At 52.5% G+C, this 25112-nt stretch carries 19 protein-coding genes; 9 read left to right on the top strand and 10 right to left on the bottom strand.

Annotation, left to right across the window (positions count from 1 at the left end; translation table 11 throughout):
• The first annotated feature begins 77 nt into the window (after positions 1–77).
• Entirely contained in the window at positions 78–1034 is a 957-nt protein-coding gene (locus Q4E93_RS01815; RefSeq protein ID WP_303582375.1) for a hypothetical protein, read from the top strand.
• Between the two features lie 35 nt (positions 1035–1069).
• Here Q4E93_RS01815 and Q4E93_RS01810 read toward each other — a convergent pair whose 3' ends face one another.
• On the bottom strand, positions 1070–1399 hold the full coding sequence (locus Q4E93_RS01810; RefSeq protein ID WP_303582374.1) for an ATP-binding protein: 330 nt from the start codon (positions 1397–1399) through the stop codon (positions 1070–1072).
• A gap of 307 nt (positions 1400–1706) precedes the next feature.
• Here Q4E93_RS01810 and Q4E93_RS01805 point away from each other — a divergent pair, with 307 nt between their 5' ends.
• The gene (locus Q4E93_RS01805; protein WP_303582373.1) at positions 1707–2033 is read left to right on the top strand and encodes a DMT family transporter; all 327 of its coding nucleotides are present in this window, start codon (positions 1707–1709) and stop codon (positions 2031–2033) included.
• Between the two features lie 7 nt (positions 2034–2040).
• Here the strand turns inward: Q4E93_RS01805 and Q4E93_RS01800 are convergent, their stop codons facing one another.
• The 3 genes from Q4E93_RS01800 to Q4E93_RS01790 all read right to left on the bottom strand — a co-directional run bounded on the left by Q4E93_RS01800 (position 2041) and on the right by Q4E93_RS01790 (position 5675).
• Positions 2041–2772 carry a peptidase associated/transthyretin-like domain-containing protein gene (locus Q4E93_RS01800; RefSeq protein WP_303582372.1) on the bottom strand — a complete coding sequence of 244 codons (732 nt, stop codon included), beginning with the start codon at positions 2770–2772 and terminating at the stop codon, positions 2041–2043.
• Positions 2773–2838: 66 nt separating this feature from the next.
• On the bottom strand, positions 2839–3840 hold the full coding sequence (locus Q4E93_RS01795; protein WP_303582371.1) for a nucleoside hydrolase: 1002 nt from the start codon (positions 3838–3840) through the stop codon (positions 2839–2841).
• Positions 3841–3932: 92 nt separating this feature from the next.
• Positions 3933–5675, bottom strand: a complete 1743-nt coding sequence (locus tag Q4E93_RS01790; protein ID WP_303582370.1) for a right-handed parallel beta-helix repeat-containing protein — start codon at positions 5673–5675, stop codon at positions 3933–3935.
• Between the two features lie 142 nt (positions 5676–5817).
• On the opposite strand from Q4E93_RS01790, the gene Q4E93_RS01785 reads away from it, so the two are divergent.
• From Q4E93_RS01785 to Q4E93_RS01760, 6 genes are all read left to right on the top strand, one after another.
• A complete protein-coding gene (locus tag Q4E93_RS01785) occupies positions 5818–8877 on the top strand; it encodes a SusC/RagA family TonB-linked outer membrane protein (protein ID WP_303582369.1) in 3060 nt (1019 codons plus the stop codon).
• A gap of 18 nt (positions 8878–8895) precedes the next feature.
• Complete coding sequence (locus tag Q4E93_RS01780; protein WP_303582368.1) at positions 8896–10524, top strand: RagB/SusD family nutrient uptake outer membrane protein; 1629 nt, start codon at positions 8896–8898, stop codon at positions 10522–10524.
• 64 nt (positions 10525–10588) lie between these two features.
• Entirely contained in the window at positions 10589–11614 is a 1026-nt protein-coding gene (locus tag Q4E93_RS01775) for a GntR family transcriptional regulator (RefSeq protein WP_303582367.1), read from the top strand.
• A gap of 6 nt (positions 11615–11620) precedes the next feature.
• The gene (locus Q4E93_RS01770) at positions 11621–13219 is read left to right on the top strand and encodes a solute:sodium symporter family transporter (RefSeq protein WP_303582366.1); all 1599 of its coding nucleotides are present in this window, start codon (positions 11621–11623) and stop codon (positions 13217–13219) included.
• Positions 13220–13257: 38 nt separating this feature from the next.
• Positions 13258–15222: a glucosidase family protein gene (locus tag Q4E93_RS01765; protein ID WP_303582365.1), complete on the top strand. Its 1965-nt coding sequence runs from the start codon at positions 13258–13260 to the stop codon at positions 15220–15222.
• Positions 15223–15231: 9 nt separating this feature from the next.
• Positions 15232–16599 (top strand): hypothetical protein, encoded by a 1368-nt coding sequence (locus tag Q4E93_RS01760; RefSeq protein ID WP_303582364.1) that lies wholly within the window; start codon positions 15232–15234, stop codon positions 16597–16599.
• Here Q4E93_RS01760 and Q4E93_RS01755 read toward each other — a convergent pair.
• The 5 genes from Q4E93_RS01755 to Q4E93_RS01735 form a co-directional block, all read right to left on the bottom strand.
• The gene (locus Q4E93_RS01755; protein ID WP_303582363.1) at positions 16594–16800 is read right to left on the bottom strand and encodes a CsbD family protein; all 207 of its coding nucleotides are present in this window, start codon (positions 16798–16800) and stop codon (positions 16594–16596) included. The two genes, Q4E93_RS01760 and Q4E93_RS01755, sit on opposite strands and share 6 nt — an antisense overlap.
• Before the next feature lie 116 nt (positions 16801–16916).
• A complete protein-coding gene (locus Q4E93_RS01750; protein ID WP_303582362.1) occupies positions 16917–17807 on the bottom strand; it encodes a helix-turn-helix domain-containing protein in 891 nt (296 codons plus the stop codon).
• A 38-nt stretch (positions 17808–17845) separates the two neighbouring features.
• Positions 17846–18664 carry an SDR family oxidoreductase gene (locus tag Q4E93_RS01745; RefSeq protein WP_303582361.1) on the bottom strand — a complete coding sequence of 273 codons (819 nt, stop codon included), beginning with the start codon at positions 18662–18664 and terminating at the stop codon, positions 17846–17848.
• A gap of 130 nt (positions 18665–18794) precedes the next feature.
• Positions 18795–19709 carry a serine hydrolase gene (locus Q4E93_RS01740; protein WP_303582360.1) on the bottom strand — a complete coding sequence of 305 codons (915 nt, stop codon included), beginning with the start codon at positions 19707–19709 and terminating at the stop codon, positions 18795–18797.
• Between the two features lie 4 nt (positions 19710–19713).
• Positions 19714–21927, bottom strand: a complete 2214-nt coding sequence (locus tag Q4E93_RS01735; protein WP_303582359.1) for a glycoside hydrolase family 95 protein — start codon at positions 21925–21927, stop codon at positions 19714–19716.
• Positions 21928–21988: 61 nt separating this feature from the next.
• On the opposite strand from Q4E93_RS01735, the gene Q4E93_RS01730 reads away from it, so the two are divergent.
• Complete coding sequence (locus tag Q4E93_RS01730; protein WP_303582358.1) at positions 21989–24412, top strand: ABC transporter permease; 2424 nt, start codon at positions 21989–21991, stop codon at positions 24410–24412.
• Here the strand turns inward: Q4E93_RS01730 and Q4E93_RS01725 are convergent.
• Positions 24336–25061, bottom strand: coding sequence for a metal-dependent hydrolase (locus Q4E93_RS01725; protein ID WP_303582357.1), 726 nt, complete (start codon positions 25059–25061; stop codon positions 24336–24338). The two genes, Q4E93_RS01730 and Q4E93_RS01725, sit on opposite strands and share 77 nt — an antisense overlap.
• Positions 25062–25112 lie beyond the last annotated feature (51 nt).

The following is a 25112-nucleotide window of genomic DNA, read 5'->3' as shown; positions in this document are numbered from 1 at the left end:
GAAAAAAATCCTACTTTAGGATATCACCTCTTCCCGGACCGCCTGGTTCACATCACTCAATAATATATTGTTATCGCATGGCAAATACCATTCCGCCTTATATTGTCGTGGGGATAGACGGCACGAGCTCAGCTTCCTGGCGCAAGCCTGATGGGAGTAACAGTCATGTATACCGCTTTGTCCATGATTTCCAGTATGGCGCCATGGGCGTCGACAGGCTGTTCCTCGACGGACCTTCGGAAGTGGTGCAGGGCCGGGATTCGGAGCCCATCCTGCAGAAGGCGCTGGATTTTGTCACCAGCCGGCTCCGGGCTCTTTTTCCCCGGCAGCTTGCCGGCACGGTGCAGCCGGCGCATGCGCTGGAGATGTTTGACGTGAATTCCTGCGTACAAAGCCAATACTACCGTCAATATTACGGAGATGAATATTCGCTGTTACCCGCGCAGCAGGGCGCCCTTCGTGTACCCGTGCAAGTGAATTCCGCCATGCTGGCCCATCAGTCGCTGAGCGCGGACCAGGTACGGGTGGTCATTGTGGGGCATAGCCGTGGCGGCCTTGTCGCTACGCTGTTGGCGCGTATGCTCAGCCCCATCGTCCGCGTTTATTTCCTCGGCCTGTATGATTCGGTGGACCGGGAGCCCTGTCTCGACGGTACGCTGATAGAGAATGTCAGGATCGTCTTCCATGCCAGGAGGAATCCGGATGTGGGGTCCCGGTGGTCATTCGGCAATACATCCACGCAGCACCGGGTGGATCATTACGAGGAAAGTTACTTTTACACATCCCATGGAGGCATCGGAGGGGATTTTGTAGCGGATGCCAGTAAGGTCAGCGCTTTCGGCGATAGTTCCTGCACGGCGAGGCCGGATACACGCACGGTGAATACCCGGGGAGGGACGATGGTGGTGGACAACAGGCATCCCTTGACCAAAAGATTCGGTAAGCCTATCGAACAGATATGTGCGGAAGGGCGTGATAATGCGGATGCGTTCATCCGTAATGGGGCGAAGCGATATGGGCTACCGCTGCCGTAACATTTATTTCAATGGTTGAGTCCAGGAGTTTTGTACTAGCAATCACCCGTGATCTCCATTGTATGATAAATATGCGTATGCAGATCCTTCACGCGCAGCATCCGGTGCTCATTGTCGAATACCGCTTCGATATGGATGCATTCGTTCTCCGTGCTGTTGACCGCGCTGTTCACCAATTCCGATAAAACATAGGCAATGGTGTTCTGGTCGGCATAGACGGAGAGATCCCTGGGAATGTCATTCAATAGAATGTTATTGCGTTTGACTGCCAGTGGCTGGAGGCTGGTGATCAGTTTACTGACGAGCTGGTGGATGGATACCCTGTTTTCGGGAATGTGGGTTTGAGGTGTGCCTTCGATGTTCATACATTTAGTTTAAAAGATGAATACAACAGGGGTCTTAATAGAGTCAGCGATCGTAGCAACGGCGAGGACACCGGAATTTATGTTTTAAAAAAAAAGGAGCAGTATAGAAATACACTCCCGTCTTTAAATCCAATATCCTATGAAAAACCGAATAGGTAAATTCAATTGGCATACCGAAATATAGTCCATTGGTTATCAACGATTTATTTTTCATAACGGTGTGCCAGCTTTCCAGAAATGGGAGAAAAAATTTCAAACAGGGAATCGGATAGGATGTCGGACCTTTGCCTGATCAAAAAACCAAGGGATGAACTGGATCATTTTAGTTGTCGCAGGATTACTTGAAATTGTTTTTGCTTCCTGTTTAGGAAAGGCTAAAGAGGCAACGGGCAGTGCAGCTTATTGGTGGTATGGCGGCTTTTTTATTGCAGCCACATTAAGCATGGTGTTATTGCTTAAAGCAACGCAGAGCCTGCCGATCGGGACAGCTTATGCAGTCTGGACAGGGATTGGGGCTGTCGGAACAGCCTTGATGGGGATCTTCGTATTCAAGGACCCTGCTAATTTTTGGAGAATCTTCTTCCTGATAACACTTATTGGTTCGATCGTCGGGTTGAAGTCAGTGTCTCACTGAGCAGCGGCTAGGCATGCTCTTTTCTCCACATGCGGGAGAAATACAAGCCACAATCCTTAATGTATTTATAGAATTCGTAATCGTTTTCGCAGTTCTGAATAAACTCGTAGCTGGGCCGGTAGATCCGCATAAATGTGTCGAGTGCCGGCTTCTGCAATCCTGTGATCTTTTTTACGAGGGTCTTATTGAACCGGTGATCGACGTATTTGTCCCGCTCTTCTTCCAGCAGCCGGCGCTGCAGGGCCAGCATCTGCCTGTTCTTCTTCCCGCTGAGCAGCATATCCAGGTTGAGGCCCACGCCTCCGCTGCCGCTGGCAAAATAGTCGGGCTCATATTCGAAGACCCTCCGATATTCCTCCCGGTTCTCCAGGGAGTCATACCGGTAGAGTTTGGGGCGTACGACTACCAGGGGCAGGCTATCGATATTTACGGCGAGACTAATGTTCAATGGATATCCTGCAACGATGCCTTTCACCGGGAACCTGGCGGTGTATTTACCCAGGTAGGAGAAATAAATGGAGTCGCTGGCGCCCAGCCTGATGATATAATGACCCGTCGAATCTGTCATGGTACCCTGACCTGCCGTCCCCAGCACGCTGACTCCCTGCATGGCAAAAAGGCGGGACTTGTCATAAACGGTACCTTTGACTTCCACCTGGGCATGCGTCCGCTGACTGGCCATGGTGAGGACAAGCGCGGTGAATATAATGTATTTAATAATTACAGAATTTGTAAACAATTATATTATAGCCATTAAGGATTGATTAACAAGATATTCTCCTCGTAAAGATAATTGTAATTTACTTTAAGAATGCCGTCGAAGGTAAAGGGGAACGTGCATCATCATTGATTCGATGATCGCCCGCAGCTCTTCCGCCGGCATTTTCATCGTAAGATAGGCCTGATCGCCCTGCGGATCGTCCTTCCATTCATTATACCCTCCTTTCAGCAGCATGTGTCCTTTATGTAGTCCGAAATAAGGTTCCACCCCTTTGATGGCTACGAGCACAGCCGTCTCGTCCCAGCTCATCCGGCCATGACGATCCTGTTCCGAAAAAGCCATCGAGCGCGCGAACACGTCTTTCACGGGGCTTTGTAATTTTTCATCGGCTATCAGCTGCCTGCCTGTGATGATCTCCCGGCCTATCTCAAAGCCGCTGTAGATCACGGGCGTCGGCCAATGCAGGAATACTTTCTCCGAAGCCGCAGAGTCGATGAGCACATTGTATTCTCTTCCTTCGGGGAACCTGCCTGCCATGGATACGAGGCGCTTTACCTTTTTCCTGATCAACGCAGCCCCAGAAAGGCCGGAATACCTGTCTCCTTCAGACTCCAGCAGGTGTGCCAGGTTGGTCAAAAAGCCCACCGTCACGATGGTGACGCTGGTGTCGGGCGCCGCCGCCAGTATTTTCCTATAGAGCTGCACTGCATCGGGGAGTTCATCAGTGGTATTTACATGGTGCGGGTATTTCTTCACCAGCATTTCCGGCCATTTTTGCATGGCGCCTTTGTCCGGTGCGTCGGCGCCTTTGGGTCCGCCAACGGGCAGGTGAGGGCGGCCGAAATAAATGTTCAGTATATCGATGGTGGGTCCTACCAGCTCATTCCTATTGCTCGCCATGATGGCCAGCGGCCGGCATTCTCCTTTATCGGCCAGCGCATGTAAGATGGCAACCGCACCGACATCGTCATAGTCGGGGCCGATGTCGGTGTCGAGGATGAGCGGTACGGGGGCTTTTTGCCGTGCTTGTGAGGGTTGAGCCCGTGACGGTGCGTTAAGCACTATGACGGATATGAACAGTATCATTTGTTTTATCATCACACCTGCACTAATTGAATGTTGTTACCACAAGTGTCATCGAATGCGGTAAGCTTAACAGGGCACATGGGCCTAATATGTCATCGTTTCTGAAGGTACTGATTATTCCGGATAGTTACTTGCCTGCATGCTACGAGCAGGCATCTTGCAGCTGGATCACCCGGCTCCGTATACCGCACTATATTATTTATGAAGGACAGCCCTTTTACTGACCGGGCGGCCATCACCGCATCAGAGAAGCCGGAAAAGCGATTGTTCTCTATCCGGATATTCCTGTGTACTGGCGTATCTGTCAGCTGATGATCCTCCGGCGCCATGACAATGGCATAAGCGGGCCGGATGAGGTGCCCGCACCATGTGAAGGAATTGTTCCGGATGAGCACATCCCTTACGGGCCCTGACTCGTACCAGCTCAGCGCATCGTCTGCGATGAGGATGGCCTGCATGCCAAGGCGTCTGAACGCATTTCCTTCTATGACCACTTTCCGGCGGGTGGTCACCAATATTCCGCGGGTATTCGAGCCGGTGATCAGGCAATTCCTTACGATCACCCGGGGCGTCCAGGTAGTATTCTCCACCACATCGCCTGCATGCACGGAAGATGGGACAGCCTTGTCAAGCGTAAGCAGGATCTCCCTGTCCGACAGCCGAAGAGCATGCTGTACCCTCCCCGTCGCATATAAACCCAGCGACGAGGGATGAACGAAAGCAATGGAATCCCTTTCCCGGAATGCCTCGAATCCATAGGTCTGCGGGTGCATGAAGCGAAGGACCAATTGATTGCCCGGACGCTTTTCCACGATCTGCAGATGGGTGCCGTGCACATTGATCGCATCGTCGTGCAGCCCGTTGAAACGGCAATGCGCTATCCTGATCGTGCCTTTGCAGCCGGAAAAATGCATACCGTCGGCAAAAGAAGCTATGCGGCGCCCGGACCCCTTCATGGGTTCAATCATTACGCTGTCCATAAAAATATCCTCCGAATACTGGCTCAGGATACCCAACCCATGCATATAATGCATGCCCAGGTTCTGCAGCCTTACATTCCTGCTGGAAAGTATGAGGGCGCCCACTTCATCCCTGACGGGGTCCCTCACCGTAAATATGTTGCCCCGGCTAAAACGCGACGTATCGAAGGCGCCACGGAAGGACAACTGAAAACGGCCTGTCTCCATCACCTGCGATCTCATCAATTGTTCATATTCTTCGTTGGCATAAAACATTGCCTGAGTCGATGGATCGATCCGTATGCAATGCGCCTGCCGCGCCACCCATCCCTCACCATACCAGGTCAGGCGTCCACTGTCCAGTTTGTACCAACTGTCAGGATGGACGCGCACATCGATGGCATTGGGAGCAATATTTTCAATGGTGAACTCCGACATCGTCGGCCGCTGGAAATCAAGCTCCAGGTCTCGCAGGACGATACGATCACAATTATCCATCGCAAATGTGATCATTTTACCATGACAGATCAGCATAGATCCATTGCCTTCGACGGTGAGGTCCTTCATGCCTTCCAGCATCATCCCGATGGTCTTCCATTTGGAAGGACACTCTGTTTCCGAAGAAGTATTGGAAAGAAAATATTCCTTCTTTTCGGCACTGTCAGGGTATAGGTCATACCTGCCTTTGGGAAAGACCAATATGGCACGTCCTTTTTTCCTGCATGCCGCCAGGGCCCGGCGGATGGCGGGAACAGCATCTTTCCCGCTGCCTGGCGCCGCTCCGAAATCTGTGACTACCACGCGATGCGGATGCTGCGCTCCTAAAAGATCTGCGAAGCCGAGCATCATTCCAATCAATAAAATCAGCTTTGACATCCTGTCGATTTTTACGCAAGTGTACTGCAAGCGCCGTCAAAAATAATTTTTGATCATACAAGAAAAGTTTATAAGTTTACTACAAATTAGAACAGACTAGAACAGAACAGATTTACAATTTAAACACCAAAACTTAACGATTATGCATGTCAAAGCCATGAAGGTATCCCTGGTAACCATGTTGTACGGGATACTTTTTTTATTTGCCGGCAGCGCCCGTGCCCAGGGCAGCAGGACCATCTCAGGCAACATCAGGGATGAAAAAGGTCTCCCGCTGGCCGGCGCATCCATCAGCATTAAAGGAACACAAAGAGGGACCACGTCCGACTCATCGGGCAATTTCTCCCTCAGCCTGCCGGAAAACACCGGCACTTTGATCATCGCCTTTGTCGGATATGAGACACGGGAGCTGAATGCGGCCAATGGCGTTTCTTTGAGCATACAGCTGACCCCCGACAAAAACGCCCGTCAGCTGGAAGACATGGTTGTGGTGGGTTATGGCACCCAGCGTAAGGTGAACCTCACCGGCTCCGTCGCTTCCATCACATCCAAGGATCTGGACTACCGGCCTGTGACCAACCTCACCAATGCTTTGCAGGGCAGCATGGCCGGCGTGACGATCACCACTACGGGCGGACAGCCAGGGGCAGATGTGGGAGCGATCAATATCCGTGGCATCGGCACCCTGAACAACAGCGCTCCCATGGTCGTCATCGACGGGATCATCGGCGATCTGAGGGATGTCAACCCCAATGACGTTGCATCCATTTCGGTGCTGAAGGACGCGGCATCCGCGGCTATCTACGGCTCCCGCGCGGCCAATGGAGTGCTGCTAGTGACCACGAAAAGAGGCCGCAATGGCAGGATGCAGATCAGCTATGATGCCTATGTCGGCAAACAGAAAGCCACTGCCCTCCCCGACTTCCTCCCATCCTGGCAGGCGGCCACCCTGTACAACCAGGCCCGCGCCAACGAAGGGCAAACACCCTACTGGACGGACAATGACATCACCTTGTTCAGGAACGGCTCTGATCCCGACACCCACCCCAATACGGACTGGCAGGGTCTGCTGTATAAAGGCAACGGTATCCAGCAGAACCATTACGTCAGCGTTACAGGCGGTGATCCGAAAACGCAATATGCCTTGTCTCTGGGCTATTTTAACCAGGATGGGATCATTAAAAAATCGGCTTTTAAAAGATATTCCAGCCGGCTGAACATCACTTCCGCCCTTTCAAAGTCCTTAAGCGTAAATGCCAATCTATCATTTCTGTATTCCAACCAGCAGGCCCCGGATGGCCTGGGCGGCGGGGACATCGGCGGCATCATCGGCACTACTTCGGCCATGAGCAGCACGGTGGTCAATCAGTATAAAAATGGCGTATACAATTACCTTTCCTTCGGCAACCCCATCGCCTGGCTGAACTCTCCGGGCTACAACAACCAGCAGAACTATACCTTCCTGGGCAATATGGGGGCTGATTGGGAACTGTTGAAAGGGCTGCATCTTCGCCCCTCTTTCTCCTACAGGTATAATGGTAACCCCCTGCAGGAATTCAAGTCGGCGGATACTTACTATAGCCCCACCGATCCGACGGTGATTGCGACCACCATCAGCCCGAGCTCTTTATCCAATACGAATATCACGAACAATTATACCAACCTGCAGGCCCTGCTGGAATATGACAAGCGCATACAACAGCATAGCTTCAATATACTGGCCGGCGCTTCACAGGAGCTGACAAAATATAATTACCTCTATGCTTACCGGCAGGGATTTCTGAATAATTCCCTTTCGGAGCTGAATGCAGCCTCCACGCTGGGTCAGCAGACGGCCGGTACGGCGAACGCAGTGGCCCTCCGTTCTGTATTCGGTCGCGTGCGCTATGCATTCGAAGACAAATACCTGCTGGAGGCGAATTTGCGTTATGACGGATCTTCCCGCTTTGGCGATGGACACAAATGGGGCACTTATCCTTCCTTCTCTGCGGGGTGGAATATCTCAAAGGAAGCTTTCTTTCAGCCTTTGATGGGCAGCATCACAGCGCTGAAGCTGCGCGGCTCCTGGGGCAAGCTGGGCAATCAGAACATCGGCAGCCCCTATCCGTCCGTGTCCGTCGTCAGCAGCGGCCAGAACTATTCTTTCAACCAGACAGTGGCGCCCGGCATCGCACCTACCAGCGGCGCGAACGCGAATATCACCTGGGAGCGTACTACGCTCACCGACGTGGGCCTGGACCTTGCCCTGCTGGGCAACAGGCTGAATTTTACAGCAGACCACTATGTGAAAAATACAGATGGCATCCTGCTCCAATTACCTTCCAGCGTTGTCTATGGCTTTTCCACGCCATTCCGGAATGCAGGCGCTGTAAAGAACTCGGGCTGGGAATTTGCCGCGGCCTATACGGACAAGGCAGGAGCATTCACGTATAACGTAGCGGCCAATGCTGCTTTCAATAAGAACAGGATCACCGATCTGGCAGGGACAGGCTCTATGTCCACGGGCTATGTGGCCGGTCGTCCCATCAAGGCTTTTTACGGCTATGTCGTGGAAGGCATTTTCCAGACCCAGCAGCAAGTGACGGATCATGCCACGCAAAGCGGCGGCACCATCGCTCCCGGCGACCTCATGTATAAAGATCTCAGCGGTCCCGCCGGCAAGCCCGATGGCGTCATCGATGGCAAGGACCGTACCTACATCGGCAGCCCCTTCCCGGGCATGACCTATGGCCTGACATTGGGGGGCGGTTGGAAAGGTTTTGCGCTCAGCGCCTTTTTCCAGGGAGCATTCGACGTGAAGAATTATGTGCAGGGCTTTGCCCTGGGTTCGCTGCAGCAGCCCAACATCGGAAATCCCACCAGCGCATTGCTGGGAGCCTGGACGGCGGGGCACCCTACTTCATTTCCCCGCCTGTGGACCACCTTCACGCAGAACAACCCCCAGAACAATGTTTCCTCTTTCTGGGTAAGGAACGCGTCTTACCTGCGGATGAAGAATATCACGGTGAGCTATACCCTGCCGGCCGGCAGCCTTGTGAAATGGGGTATCCAGAACCTGAAAATATATTACAGCGGTCAGAACCTCTTTACGTCCACCAGCTTCTATAAATGGGTAGATCCGGAAACCACCATCGGGAATAATGCGTATGGCGCGTACCCGCAGGTGAAGGTCAATACCATCGGCATTAACGTGATCTTTTAATCCCCCAAAAATTGAATTATGCAAAAGTTTCTCTTAATAATTGCTGTTTGTGGCTCCCTGGCCGCAGCCACCGGATGTAAAAAGAATTTCCTGGGCAGGAATCCCCTCGATTCCTATACCAATGACGTGCTATGGAATTCGGCCAATGATGCACAGACGGCCCTCAACGGCTGTTATGCCACCTGGGGTAAAGGCAACAACGGTTATTTTTCAGCCTTTGCTGATTGCGCTACCGACAATGCTTTCGATCAATTCCCCTGGGAGAACTGGCTTTCCTTATCCGCGGGCATCGCCACTCCCACCAGCACTGGTTATTCCAAATGGAACTTCACCTGCATACAGACCTGCAACTGGTTCCTCGACAACGTAGGCAGGACGAAGATGGATGGCGCGCTCAAGGCAAGGTTCATTGCGGAAGCAAGGTTTTTGCGGGCCTATGAATATTTCACCATCAGCCAGCTGTACGGGGCTGTCCCTCTCGTGCTCCACAATCTTTCGACGGACAGCGCCAACCTGGTAAAGCAAACCTCCAAAGCAGATGTGGTAACTTTCATCCTATCGGAGCTGGCCGCCATTGCCCCTGATCTCCCGGTGAGCTATTCAGGCGGAGATGTCGGCAGGATCACACAGGGTGCGGCCATTGCCCTGAAAGCCAGGATCGAATTATTCAATGAGAAGTATGCCGATTGTATCACGGACTGCCAGAAACTCATGACAGCGCCTTTTACCTATGACCTTTACCCCAGCTATGTCGACCTTTTCAGGCAGCCTTATGCCAACAACAAGGAAGTGATCCTGGATGTACAGTTTAAAGCGAACGACAACCCTTTTCAATGGACGCGGAACCTAACTATCAATTCCCTGGGAGGCTATTGCTCGGAAGTACCCACCCAAAGTCTGGTGGATGCCTATGAATCCACGGATGGCAAGACCATCGATGATCCGTCCTCCATCTATGATCCCGCCCAACCTTACCGGAACAGGGATCCAAGGCTTACGGCCACCGTCTTTTATCCCGGCGCCCGCTACAGCACGTCGCTGGGGTACGGTATGTATTATGACCCCATCTCCTCCTCGCCGCAGACGGTGGACCATTGGGGCAATAATAACTGCAGTCCTTCGGGTTATGCTGAAAGAAAGGTAACGCCGGTGATCAGTGATTTTCCCTCCGACCTGAACAACTGCGGGCTCAATGTGATCCTTATCCGTTATGCCGAGATCAAATTGATGGACGCCGAAGCCAAAATAGAAAACAACCAGATCGACGCTTCGGTCTATGACGACATTAATTTTGTCAGGAGCCGCCCGGACGTCAACATGCCTGCCGTGGATCAGGCAAAATACAATGACCAGGCCAGCCTGCGGACGTTGATCCGCAGGGAAAGAAGAGTGGAGCTGGCGTTGGAAGGCCTCCGGTGGTATGACATCCAGCGCTGGAAGATCGGAGACCAGGTGATGAACGGCCAGGTGATGGGCAGCTTGCAAGGCACTGTTAACCAGACTACGGGCGCCATAACGCTCACGCCCGGCACCGCTATAAAAGTAGGCACGCCCCGGGTCTTCAATCCGGCTAAGAATTATCTATGGCCCATTCCGCAAACGGAGATCGACCTCAATAAAAATCTCAGTCAGAACCCCCAATACTAGCGCACGCTCCCGGACAGGCCAAATGGGTTTGTCCGGGAGTCTTAAATATGTTTAATTTGTAGGCATGAGCAAACGCGAAAGGGTCGACGTCTTTGAAAAGATCCGTGAATTGGCCGAAGTGCCGTCTTTTTCCAAGCATGACCGGCTGGTACAGGGCATCATCAACGCCATCGATGAAAAGATCATCGTACAGGATGACATGCTGCCCTCCGTGAACACGATGATCAAGGAGCTCCATTTTTCCAGGGAGACCATCGTAAAGGGTTTCCGGGATCTCATCGGCCGGGGCATCATCGAATCGAAGAACAGGCTGGGGTATTTCGTGGCCAATGGCAAGACGGACCAATCGCTGAAAGTGGCCCTCCTGATGTATAACCTGGATACTTTCGAAGAGCAGTTCTATCGCAACTTCCGGCAGGAGCTGGGCAAGGATGTCCATCTGAACATCTACTTTCATCACGGGAATATTGAGATATTCGAAACGATCCTGCTGAGTATAAAAGGCAAATACGGGATGTATGTGGTGGCTCCCATTCCCCACCCCAGGACAAGGGAGCTGCTGGAGATGATCCCCCGTAATAAGTTCCTCATGTTCGACCGCTTTGAACCACTGGAGGGAGCATTCAACCATATCACCCAGGAATTCGAACAAAGTACCCGGAAAGCATTGGACGAGCTGGCGCCCGTCATCCGGAATTTCAATGAGATCATCTTTTATCATTCCCCCGACTCGCTGGACCCCAAAGAGATCGTCACCGTCTTTAAGAAATTCCTGAAGCAGCATAAGATCACCGGGCGGATCGTGCCGGAATATAAAGCCGGCACCATCGAAAAAGGAAAGGTATATTTTACACTGGATAACTTTGCTTTGTGGCAGATGATGAAAGATTGCAAAGCCAAAGGCCTGAAGCCGGGCAAGGACCTTGGTATCCTCTCCTGCAACGACGAGCCCGCCAAAGAGATCATCGGCATAACGACCATATCAACCAATTTCTCCCTGATGGGAAAAAGAGCGGGACAGGCGGTGATCAACCGGGAGAAGGTGTCAGAGACCATTCCTACACAGCTCATGCGAAGGAATACACTGTAGCATTTAATGAATGTACTGACGATAGCAAGCTTTTTTTTCTTTACGGGGATTGTCGCCATCATCTCCTGGCGCAAGGTCCGGCGGCAAAAGACAGATACCCTCAACGGGCTGTTCCTTGCCAACAGGAGCCTGGGCTTTCTTTTCGTGGGCGGTGGATTGTTGTTCACCAATATCAATACGGCCACCATCATCGGAGAGAATGAATTGACCTATACCAACAACATGACTGTAATGGCCTGGGGAGTTACTTCCGTCTTCGCCATGTTGCTGGTGTCTGAATTTATCATGCCCATCTACCTCCGGACGGGCATCTCCACGACGCCCGACTACCTGGAAGCCCGCTATGACCGCACCACGAAAAAGATCGTGTCCGTCATTTTCCTGGTGAGCTATATTATCAACCTGCTGCCCACCGTACTCTACAGCGGGGCCGTTGCCTTCAATGGCCTGTTCCACTTTTCGGAACGCTTCAGGACCAGCTATTGGACGACGATCTGGATCCTCATCTGGGTAATGGGCGCCATTGGCTGCCTGTATTCCATCCTGGGCGGCCTGAAAGCCATTGCCGTCTCCGACACCCTCCTTGGCCTGGGACTCTTTGCCGGCGGCCTTGCGCTCCCCTTTCTGGGATTGAAATACCTGGGCGACGGAGATGCCGCACAGGGCCTTCATATACTATTGTCTTCCGACACGAGCCACCTGAACAGCATCGGCACGGCCGCCGATCCTATCCCTTTTTCCACCTTGTTCACCGGCATGCTGCTGGTGAATTTGTACTATTGGGGGACCGAACAATACATTGTGCAGCAAGTGCTGGCGTCAAAGGACCTGGTCTCCTGCCAGAAAGGTATCGCCGTGGCAGCGCTGGGGAAGCTGATCTCTCCCCTCCTGTTGAACGTTCCGGGTCTCATCGCCGTCCACTTATTCCGCCACCTGCCCAATGCCACGGAAGCATTCCCGAAAATGATCAGCCTGGTGTCACCGCCTTTTATTTCAGGATATATCGCGGCCATCATTTTTGGAGCCGCCTTCACTACCTTCAATGCGGGCCTGAACAGCTCCAGCACCCTCTTCATTTTGAATATCTACAAGCCCTGGCTGGAAAAAAAAGGACAGCAGCCCCCCGAAGCCGCCCTTATCAGAACGGCCAAACGATTCGAAATAGCCGTATGCCTGGTGGCCATGTGCATTGCACCTTTTATCATATTTGCAAAAAAAGGGTTCTACACCTATATACAGACGGTCAATGGTTTTTTCAATGTGCCGGTCTTCACCATCCTGTTCATCGGCTTTGTAACTAAAAAAGTGCCGCCCATCGCGGCAAAGACCGGGCTGATCTTTTTCATCACCGCTTACGCCTCCCTGCAGTTACTTGTCGACACGCAGATCCATTTCCTGCACCTGCTTTTTATCCTCTTCATCCTTACCTCGGCGCTGATGCTGGCCATTGGCCGGTTATACCCCATGGCTACCCCTTACCGGCAGAAAGTAAATAATCTCGTAGATATACAGCCCTGGAAACACCGGCATGTATATGCGGTCATTTTACTTATCCTCATGTTGCTGTTATTTCTCATCTTTTCAAGGGCCGGATTGGCCAGGTGATAAAAAACTATTATTTTTATAGACTAGACCAGAATAGAATGAAAAAATGTTTATTTATTTGCTGCCTTGCCCTCTTTCTGCATTCAACTGCTCAGCAGCGGCGCTGGCGTATGACCCCGGACGGAGGTATTGCCTGGCAGGTGGAACCACAGGCGCCGCACATGGACCGCATAGAGATGAGCGGCCGCCAGATCTCGGCTATTGTCACTTACGGCGTCGATAGCGCTGGTGAGCTGGTCTGGCGGCGACGGCTGGTCTTTCCGATGCTACGCACCCTTCCCAACAATACAAGAGGCAGCCTTCAGGATAGCTTCGATGCGAATATTATCGACTCTATCACGGCAGACGGCCATCTATTGAAAGAAAGGCCCGTTGCATTCAGCATCAATGGCTGTCTGCGATCAACAAGCGCTACTGACGCCGGCATACGTGTGGAACGATGTATTTATCCCTCCGTGGATAAGGCCGCCTGCCTGGAAAAATACCTGCTGACCAATACAGGAACAAAGGCCATCTTATTACACATTCCGCGGCAGGATAATTATATCTTCACTGATGCACGCAAAGGCGTCTATGGAGTCTACATCCTGCGCTACCAGGTGTATGAAGGGGGCGAGGTACGGCTTCTCCCGGGCAGCTCCTATTCCTTTTATGTGGCGATATCGGGAAGAAAAGCATCGGATGAGCCCACCTATTTTTCTGCGGGATATGAATGGGAGCGACGCCGGCAATTCGTGGATGGGCTGATGCATCAATTAGTGTTGCATACGCCCGATAGCGCCATCAACAGCATGTTCGCCTTTGCCAAGATACGGGCGGCCGAAAGTATTTTCGACACGAAGGGGGGATTGATGCATAGCCCCGGCGGCGGAAGCTATTATGCTGCCATCTGGGCCAATGACGAGGCGGAATATGTGGGGCCATTCTTCCCTTTCCTGGGAAATGCCGAAGCCAACGAATCCGCGAAGAATTGCTACCGGCTCTTTGCCACTTATATGAACCCGGCCTACAAGCCTATCCCCAGCTCCATCATCGCCGAAGGAGAGAGTACCTGGAAAGGGGCAGGCGATCGCGGAGACCAGGCGATGATCGCCTATGGCGCTTCCCGCTTTGCGCTGGCCTACTCCGATAGGGCCGAGGCGGAGAAATTGTGGCCCCTGATCACCTGGTGCCTGGAATATCTTCGTCGCCAACAAACCGCCGAAGGCGTAATCGCCAGCACCTCGGATGAGCTGGAAGGCCGGTTTCCCACCGGAAAAGTCAACCTGTCGACGAATGTATTGGCTTATGGAGCGCTCATGTCCGCCGCGAGGCTGGCGAACGCCCTGGGACAGCCTGACACTTTTACCCGGCGGGCGATCCAACTGAAAGCATCCATCAATCGCTATTTCGGCGCCACCGTCCAGGGCTTCGAAACTTACCGGTACTATGAGGGCAATACTACCCTGCGTTCCTGGATCTGTCTGCCCCTGGTGATGGGCATTTTTGAAAGAAAAGATCAGACGATACGCGCCCTGCTTTCCAGCTACCTATGGTCGAAGGATGGCATCCTCACCGAATCAGGATCGAAAACTTTTTGGGATCGCAGCACCCTGTATGCTTTTCGCGGCCTTTTCTATGCAGGTGCAACGGATACCAGCCTGCAGTACTTCTCCTATTATTCCGCTATGCGCTTGCTGGGCGAACATGTCCCCTACGCCGTGGAGGCATGGCCGGAAGGGGATCAACGACATCTGTCCGCGGAGAGCGCGTTGTATTGCCGCACGGTGACGGAAGGTCTGTTCGGGATTGAGCCAACCGGCTTCAGCACCTTCACCATCCAACCCCGGCTGCCCGAGAAATGGGACCGCATGTCGCTGGAACATATAAGCGCTTTTAACAGAGACATGACCATCACCGTGACCCGTGCCGGGCAGGAAGAAAGGATCCTTGTCATTACGGAAGGTGGTCCCTCCAAAGAATATCTGTGGGACGGCAAAAACCCTTTAACCATCACTTTATAAATGCTGCCTATGCCCCGGTTGCTATTGCTCGCTATTTACGCCTGTTTCACCATGCCTTCCAATGCCCAGGTGTCTTTCCATTCCTCCGACACCGCACTGTCCAATGCTTTTTCCTGGGCGAAGGATATGGCGCTGCGCTACAAAGCGCCCCCCGGCGACCCTGTAGGCCCCTGGTATGAGTCGGCCCTGCCGCCAAGGGATGCCTTTTGCATGCGGGATGTTTCTCATCAATGCATCGGCGCCGAGATCCTGGGAATGCATCCGGAGAACCGCAACATGCTCACCCTATTCGCCAGTGCTATATCAGCTTCCAAAGACTGGTGTTCTTTCTGGGAGATCGATAAAGCCAACCGGCCATCGCCGTCCGACTATCGGAACGACCGGGAATTCTGGTATAACCTCAACGCCAACTTCGATGTGATGGACGCCTGCTGGCGTACCTATTTATGGACAGGAGACAGCCTTTACCTGAATGCCCCTGCTTTCCGGAATTTTTATGACAGGACGGCACATGAATATATTGAGAAATGGACCTTGCAGCCCGATTCGTTACTCCTCCGGCCGGCATATCCCAACGCACCCGTACCTTTCCATATTGAAGATGCCTTTCATCGCTGCAGGGGTCTTCCCTCCTATTCTGAAGGCATACCCAATCTTAAAATGGGGGTGGATCTGGTGGGCGCCCTTTACCGGGGCCTGACCTCTTATGCGGCTATCCTGGCGGCAAATGGGCATTCTACAGCAGCAGCCCGGTGTATAATGAAGGCCAGGGCTTATCAAATACATATCGAATCCTACTGGTGGGATGAAAAAGCATTGCTTTACCGTACACACTATACCAATGATCATCAATTCGGCAAAGCCGAAGGCGAAACCTTCCTGCTATGGTTTGACGTTTTGCAGAACGCCATGCGTAAAAAGCGCACCATCGAACATCTCCTGTCGATGGACCTTAACGTAGAGAACCTTTCTTATCTACCCTTACAATATTACAGGAGCGGATACGAAAAGGAAGCCCGGACCCTTATCCTGCGACTGGCCTCTCCTACTATGCAGCGGAGAGAATACCCGGAAGTTTCTTATGGAATGGTGGAGGCCGTCGTGCAGGGGCTGATGGGGGTAGAGGTGGATGCACGTACAAGGACGGTGAGCTCCTGTTACAGGTCGTCTGATTCGGCCACCGCTGAACTGATCGATCTTCCCGTTCTGAATACTACCATCACGTTGACCCACTTTGGTTCCGGAAGGACGTCACTTATCAACACGGGCAACCATTCTTTCAAATGGAGGGCGAAATTAAAAAATGGCCAGGGTCGTGTGATCTCTCTTAAAGAAGTGACCATCGCCCCTGGCCAAAAAATAAATGTGAAACTATAACTTGTCGATCCATGACTTGATCTCTTCCTTCGTCTTGCCGGTCTTTTTCTGGATCCGACCGTACAGTTCGTCCTCTTTACCTTCTTCATACAACAGGTCATCATCCGTCAGGTTAGCCCAATGCTGCTTAACCTTACCCTTTACTTCATTCCAATTACCTTTCATCTTCAGTTCAGTGCTGCTATTATTTGCATTTTTCATAACGCTGCGTTTTAAGTGAATTAAATCAGGATACTCCATCGTTAAGTATTCAAATTACCTGCCAGGCCTCCCCGCCTTTGCCATGCAGGAACACTGTGCAATTCTCTACCCAATCCCTAATTCAACTGTTGCTTTTTGAACGCTTTGGGCGTTATGCCTACCTCTTTTTTAAATAACCTCGAAAAATATGGAAGGTTCTCAAAACCAAGCGAATATGCAATCTCCCCTACCGAATGATCTTCTCCTTTGAGCAGATTTTTAGCCTCTGCGATCAGGGAAATATGGATGAGCTCGAGGGCTGTCTTACCTGTCTCTGTCTTCAGCTGGTCGCTCAGGTATTTTGGCGAGATGTGCAGCTGCGATGCCATATAGTTGACGGTGGGCAGGCCCTGGGTCTGTAATGCCCCGCTGGCAAGATAGGAGGAAAGCACCTGCTGAAATTTCCCATCCATTCGTCCCGTGGCGGTGCTGCGATTGAGAAACTGCCGTTTGTAGAAACGCTGGGAATATTTCAGGATGGCATCGATATGACTGAGCGTGATATCCCTGCTGTATTCGTCCTGGTTGTTGGCATGCTCGGCGTCTATCTTATGATACAGTTCCCAGATGGTCTGCTCTTCTTTTGGGGAGAGATGCAGCGCTTCATTGACGTCATACTCAAAGTAGCCGTATTTTTTGATCTCGGAATGAAGTGGGTGACCATTCAGGTAGTCTTCATGGATGAAGATGATGAAACCATCCTCTTCGAGCTCTATATCCCTCATCGCCATTACCTGTCTCGGTTTTACGAAGAACATCGATCCATTGTCATGATCATATTTTGTCTTCCCATACAAAAAGACGCCTGCCTTCATCTTCTTAAACCCGATCATGTAAAAGTCGCTGGTGAACTCCGTCTCGATGATGCTGCATGTTCCATTACAACGAAAGAGGCTGATCAATGGGTTTTCCGGCGGCGGAAAACCATTCGCGCGGCTCAGTTCGCTCAGGCTTTTAAAATGCTTCATATCTGTTGCTTTGACCTGTCAAGTTAAAGACAATTTCTTTACTTTCCATGGGCTGCATCCGCCACTTCGCTCCAATCCTCCCAGGTGGTGAGGCGATCTGCGTAGACCTGTTTGGCCCATGGTAAAGCTACTTTGCCCAGGAAAAGCCTCAGCGGAGGATTGGGACTGTCCACCAGTTTCAGGATGGCGTCCGTCGTTGCTTCGGGGTTGCCAAAGAAATCCGGAGATGCGCTGGCATGGAAAGCGGCCTTCACCGGCTCATATTCTTTCATCGGTGTGGTATGCACTGCCGAAGGGCCGCCCCAGTCCGTGGTGAATCCATTGGGTTCCACCAGGGTGACTTTGATCCCGAAACCTTTGACCTCTGTCGCAAGCGTTTCGCTCAATCCTTCCACGGCAAACTTCGAAGCGTTGTAAAGGCCGAGGACAGGCAGTGTCGCCACACCCAATATGCTGGATACCTGGATGATATGCCCCTCCCCTTGCGCCCGCATGATCGGCAGCGCCGCCTGGGTCACCCACAACAAGCCAAATACGTTGGCTTCCATCTGGGCCCTGGCTTCCTGCTCGCTGGTCTCTTCGATGGCGCCGAAAAGACCATAGCCCGCGTTGTTGATCACAACATCCAGCCGGCCAAAATGCTTCTTCGCCTGGTTGATCGCGGCAAAGCTGGCTGCCCTGTCGGTGACATCCAATTGCATAGGGAGCAAGGCATCGCCATAGGTTCGTTTAAGATCAGCCAGTGTGTCTGTGTTTCTTGCTGTGGCGGCTACCTTGTCGCCACGCCGTAAAAATGCTTCCGCCCATATCTTACCGAAGCCACGTGAGGCGCCGGTGATAAAAATTACTTTTTCCATTGTTTGATCGGTTTGTTTGATGGTACAAAGCTACCCGAGGGATCCCTGCCAGACCTTATACGAATGGCGGCAAAAATGATACATTTTACCTGTGTAGTGGAATTATGCCATTGCCGGCAGCCGCCATCGCCTAGTACCACAGTTTTTCCGCGCCCGCTGCCGGCTGCCACTTCGACTTCGGCTCGAAATAAGCCCACAGCATTGCGGAGACCTTGCGCGCCAGCTGCCAGGCCTCGTTATCGGGCACCCATCGCTGGTCCTTATTGTTCTTGGTTGCGATATAGAAGACATAATCGCCATGTGGGGCATTGACCAGCACGACCTCGGAACGGGAATCATCTACCATGCCCTGTTTGGAGGCTGCTTGTATATAGGGAGGGATGCTGAAAAGGGCATATTCGTCCCAGAAGACATGGGTCATGATGCGGTACATCGTTTGGCTGGCGGCGGGACTGACGGCTGCGTCGTTCCGGATCATGGTCACCAGGCGGGCCATCTCCCGTGGCGTGGTCTGACCCCATCCGAAGAGCTGCCGGTTCTGTTCCCGGCCCGGTGTACGGGCGTTGAGCCGGGTGAATTGAAAACCATTGGCATCCAGCCACGCATTGATGGCGGAGCCTCCCCCTGCCAGCCTTTCGCACCAGACTGCGGCCGCATTGTCGCTGTGTGTGATCATTAATGTGACGGCTGTCACCAGATCGGTCTTGGTGCTATCCCTGAAGAATTGCATCAGCCCGGAGCCTTTCCTCGACATCGAATCGCGATATAGCAGAGGCTCATGATATTTGAATGTGCCTTCCGCTATTTTATTAAAGATGCCTACCAGGATGGGAACCTTTATGATACTTGCTGTAGGAAAGATCGTGTCGGCATTGATGGTCGCTTCCTTCCCTGTTCTTACATTCAGGACATACACGCCTACTGTACCGTGAAAGGTATCCGTAAGGTTATGCAGTTGCGCTTCCAGCTTCTTGTCTGTTTTGTGCTGTGCGAATGTGGAATGCTGCAGCAGGATGACGGCTACGATGAGTAATATCTTTTTCATGATGTTATTTGCCTATAAAAGAATATACACCTCCCGGCTGCGTATTCAGACTGTAGGTCCATCCATGATCTGTCGCTATGCCTTTGGATGCATGGGCCCCCGTTATGGCATTCGGTACGCGAAGGCTGCAATTCCCTCCGGACAAGGACCTGATCGCCAGCCTGACGATCTTTCCATTGCTCCATTGCATGTCCGTGATCTCAAATCCGCCGCGGGCCCTTAATCCTTTTACGTGGCCGTCCCGCCATTCGTCCGGCAATGCGGGAAGCAGCTGGATCTCGTCCGCCTGGCTCTGGACCAGCATCTCTGCTACCCCTGCAGTATAGCCGAAATTTCCATCGATCTGAAAGGGAGGATGGGCACAGAGCAGGTTGGCATACACCCCACCGCCCTCGTTATAATCCACCCCGGAGCCGCCCACCAGCGTTATAAAGTTCTTCAGGATCGACCAGGCATGATTCCCTTCCTGCAGCCGCGCCCAGAAATTCATTTTCCACGCCATGGACCAGCCTGTAGAAACATCTCCTCTCGCCTGCAGGCTGACTTTTGCCGCAGTCGCCAGTTCGGGCGTCCTGGTGACGCTGATCTGCCTGCCGGGGTACAGGGCGAAAAGATGGGAAGCATGGCGGTGGTTGTCCTTCGGATCATCGCGATCCGTCTCCCATTCCTGCAGCTGGCCCCATTTCCCGATCTTCGGCTTCAGCAAATGTTCCCGCATATCCGCCACGTGGTCACGATATGTTTTGTCGATCTGTAAAACATCGGCTGCCCCCATATAATTGGTGAAAAGATCGTAGACGATCTCCTGGTCGTAGGTCACGCCGTCTTCCGTGGGCCCATGCTCAGGGCTCCAGCCCATGGGCGATACCAAGGTTCCATCCGGCCTGCGCCTGAGATGATCATCCCAGAATTCAACGATCTCTTTCAGGATAGGATAGCCGAAGCTGCCCAGCCAGGCCTTATCTTTTGTAAATGCGTAGTGTTCCCAGATGGCCTGGACATACCAGGCGCTGCCGGGCGTATTCCAAAGGAAGCTGGAGCCTCCGAAAATATTGTTCTCTGTCTTCACCGTCCATCCCCGAACGCCGGGATATTCCTTCTTCGTGCTTTCTTTCTTCACTTCCCGCATGCTGTTGATATAGTCCAGGTAAGGGAAGTGACATTCCGGAAGATTGGTGGGTTCGGCAAGCCAATAGTTCATCTGGATATTGATGTTGGAGTGATAGTCGCTGCGCCAGGGCGGGTTGTTGCTCTCATTCCACAACCCCTGCAAATTAGCGGGCAGCCCGCCTTTCCGCGAAGAACTGATCAGCAAATACCGTCCGTACTGGAAGAGCAATGCTTCCAGGCTATGATCGGGCGTCTCTCTGTAGTTTAGCAATCGCCTGAATGTGGGAAGGTCCGGCGCCTGTGCACTGCCCAGCTGCAAGGAGACCCTTCCAAACAGAGAACGATAGTCGTAAACATGCCGTGACAGCAGCTCGGCGTAAGGTCTCGCGGCAGCGGCGGTCAATATCCGGCGGATCTTTCCCGTGGGGTCCTGGCCCTTCCAATCCTGGGAGCGCCTGTTACTGTAGTCGGTGGCGGCAGAAAGGAGGATGGTAAAGCCATCGGCGTTGTCGATCTGCAGGGTACTGTCGGAGGGGGCTGTTGCCGTACCTCCTTCTTTTTTCAGTAGTATCCTTGCGTCGTATTTCAGACCGTTTGGCAAATGTCCGGTGATATCGAGGGACATCCCTTCTGCCGTTGTCCTGGCGCCATGTGCATCCTTCAGGTGAATGGTCGTGGAATAGGCGCCTTTTTTATCTGCCGTAAAATGCAGCACCATCACCTGGTCCGGGAAGCTGCAGAAATATTCCCGTTTGTAATTTGTCCCGTTGCTGGTGTATGTGATCTGCTGGACGGCACGGCTGATGTCCAGCTCTCTGCGGTAGGAAGTGCTGCTGTCATTTTGGGAAAGGTCTATGTAGAGGTCGCCAAAAGCCTGGTAGGCGCCTGTGTTGACCTCATCGCCCGTCCAGAGACTAAGCTCATTGAACTGTATATGTTCTTTGGGGATGCCTCCGAAGACCATGCCTCCAAACCTGCCATTGCCCATCGGGTAGGATTCTGTCATCCAGGTAGTGGCGGGGCGGATGTCCCAAATTTTCAGGTCCTGGGCTTGGGTAAGAAAAGAAAATGCAGCTGCAATTAGGAAAACAAGAGGTCTTTTAATCATCGTGAACGTCGTTTATCAAGGGGCTCAAATATATTGAGTATATTGGATAATACTTTTTATTATGTTCAGAAATTACCTTAAAACAGCTTTTCGAAACCTGCTGCGCAACAGGACCAGTACGACGATCAATATCCTCGGGCTGGCGCTGGGCCTGGCCGCCTTCATCTGCATCAACGCCTATGTCCGTCGTGAAAAGAGCTTCGACAGGATGCTGGTGCCGGCCGGGGCCTCTGTCTACCGGGTGGAAAGCCGTTTTTACAGGGGCAGCCAGCTCACTGACGACTGGCCAACGAGCACTAATGGATATGCCCTTGCATTGAAAGAACATTTCCCGGAGGTAGCGGATTTCACCAGGATCAACTGGAACAATTCCGAACGTGTCGTCCGGAATGGCACGATCCGTTTCAGGGAAGCGCAAGTCTGTTTTGCGGATAGTAATTTCTTTTCTTTCTTTCAGTATGGATGGTTGAAAGGGGACAAGGCTACGGCATTGAAAGACGTCAATTCGGTGGTGATATCCGCCTCGGCTGCGCGTAAATATTTTGGGAACAGCGATCCACTGGGAAAGATGCTGGAGATCAGCACCATTTCCACCGTCCTTCCCTGCCGCGTGACGGGCGTCTTCCAGGATGCCCCGCCCAATTCCACCATGCAGTTTGCCATGCTGATATCCTGGGCTTCTTCGCCTGAATGGCAGAAAAAAACGTGGTACCAGCATGAAAGCTATACTTTCCTAAGGCTGGTGCCAGGGGCCAGGGCTGCTTCGCTGGAAGCTCAATTCCCGGCAATGGCGGAAGGTTATAAGAATGGCCCGGCGCTTAAAGATCTGCGGTGGGCTATTCATCTTGTGCCCATGGAAGATATTCACCTCAATGCAGCCAAGCAATACGAGGTGGAGCCAAAAGGTAATCGCCGCGCGGTGCAATTCCTGGATATCCTGTCGCTGGTGATCCTGCTGATAGCCTGTGTCAATTATATCAATCTCTCCACGGCCAAGGCGCTGGAAAGAGCGAAGGAGGTCGGGATACGCAAGGTCAGCGGTGCACGACCCGGCCAGCTGATGTTTCAATTTATCCTGGAGTCCCTGTTGCTGGGCAGCATCGCTTTTGTGCTGGGCATAGCGCTGTCGGGATTGGCGGGCGCCCTGCTGCCCGCCTGGCTGGGCATTGATCATGGATTTGGAATGGTAGTGGACGGTTCCTTCTGGAAGATCACCGGGTTGGTGTTCCTGGCAGCTGTCGTGGTATCCAGCATTTATCCGTCTTTCGTGCTTACGCGATTCCAGCCTGTTACAGTGCTCAAAGGACGCTTTGCCTTCTCGAAAAGCGGCGCCTATATAAGAAAAGGATTGGTCACTTTCCAATTCGCCGTCGCGCTGGCCCTTATTGCGGGGACATTGGCTGTTCAGCGGCAGATCATGTATATGAGCGGGCAGGACACGGGCGTGGAGATACAGCAAACACTTGTTTTGAAAGCTCCGGTCCGTACCACCGGCTATGATGAAAAGGCGGCGGCACTGAAACACACGCTGCTTGCATTGCCGGGCATCGCGGGGGTCACCGCTTCAGGCGCCGTACCGGGCAGGGAGGTGGGTATGTTCCTGGCCAACCGCCGTTTTGGCGCCGACAAATCCGAGGAGCGCACCTATGAGATGTTGAAAGTTGACCATGACTTCATCCCCCAGTACCACCTGGAAATGTTGGCAGGAAGGCCTTTTGATCGCAGCCGGCCAGCCGATAGTCTGGGCCTTGTGCTGAATGAATCCGCCGTCCGGCAGCTGGGCTTTGCCTCGCCAGAGGACGCAGTCGGAAAGCAGGTATGGCTGGAGGTGAACCCCGGGCGGACGGATAAGGTCATCGGGGTTGTTCGCGATTACCACCAGCGGTCGCTGCAAATGGCCTACACGCCCCTCATCCTGTTTATGGATCCCGCCTATAGATGGATACCCACGCAATATTTTTCCGTGAAAGTGGCTACAAAGGATATGACGGGGACGGTGGATGAGATCAGGAAGGCCTGGGATAAACTTTTCCCGGAATCTTCATTCGACAGCTTCTTCCTGGATGAATTCTACGGCCGTCAATACCGGGATGACCGGAATTTCGCCAGGATATCGGGATTATTCTCCGGGCTGTCTATTTTCATCGGCGTCATCGGCTTGTTGGGATTGACAGCTTTTGCTGCCGCCCGCAGGAACAGGGAGATCGGGGTGCGCAAGGTTTTAGGCGCTTCCGTCGGCCAGATCATGTCGCTGCTGACGTGGGATTTCGTTCGCCTGATCCTGCTGGCGTCTCTTTTTGCCCTTCCTCTTTCACTGATAGCTATCCGTCAATGGATGCAGGGCTTTGCCTTCCGGGCCTCCCTGAACTGGAGCCTGTTGCTGGCGCCTGTGCCGGTGCTGATCATTATTACACTGGCAACGACGGGATGGCTGACCTTACGGGCGGCGCGGGTAAATCCGGTGAGGTCCCTGAAGGAGGAATAAATTTGGGGGTCCTGTTACGATCTCCCCAATACGCCAATAGCACAAAGAGCCATTGCACCTGCGCGGACCAGGCCAGCGCCTTTATACTTGCAGGCGGAGGGGCCCAAAAGCTATATAAATGCGTTGCGACAAGCAATATGATCAAAAGCCAGATAATCAGCCTGCCTTTCCTATTCTTTGCAGTGGTGGAAGTAAAGTAAAGGACAATCCCCGTGACAAAAAGAGCTGTCTCGATGATGGCAGTGGCCGGCAAATTCGCCCATAAGCCAAAACCAACATACGTCGTCGAGCCAGGATACAAAGGGAGATCGTGGAAGTGCACGATAAGGTCCAGCACCCAATGACTAAAAACAGCCAGGCTCAGCAGGGGGGCATTTTGGGAACTTTTCGTGATTATCCTGTAAGCAACGCCAAAAGCGACCGACCAGCCAATGGCACCCAGGAGGCTATGTGTAAAAGGGTAGTAAGTGAACGCTATTGTCCTCGACCCTCCCAGCTCAGGATGCAGGGTAGCCTTTTCAACACCCAGCAACAACAATGTTGGCCAGATGATATCCACCAATTGTACGGCCATCAACCATGTGCCCAGTGAAACTTTGGGAGCTATCTTTTTTCCTGCCAGACCGAGTCCGAAGTGTCCTATAAACATGCGCCAAAATTAAAGCGCAAGCACCATCTGCCGCTTGATAAAAATCAAGAA

The sequence above is a fragment of the Flavitalea plasmicola genome, assembly GCF_030546645.1.
Classification (GTDB): Bacteria; Bacteroidota; Bacteroidia; order Chitinophagales; family Chitinophagaceae; genus Puia.
Note: the sequence above shows the minus strand (reverse complement) of the source record. Positions and strands in the feature narration are given on the sequence as shown.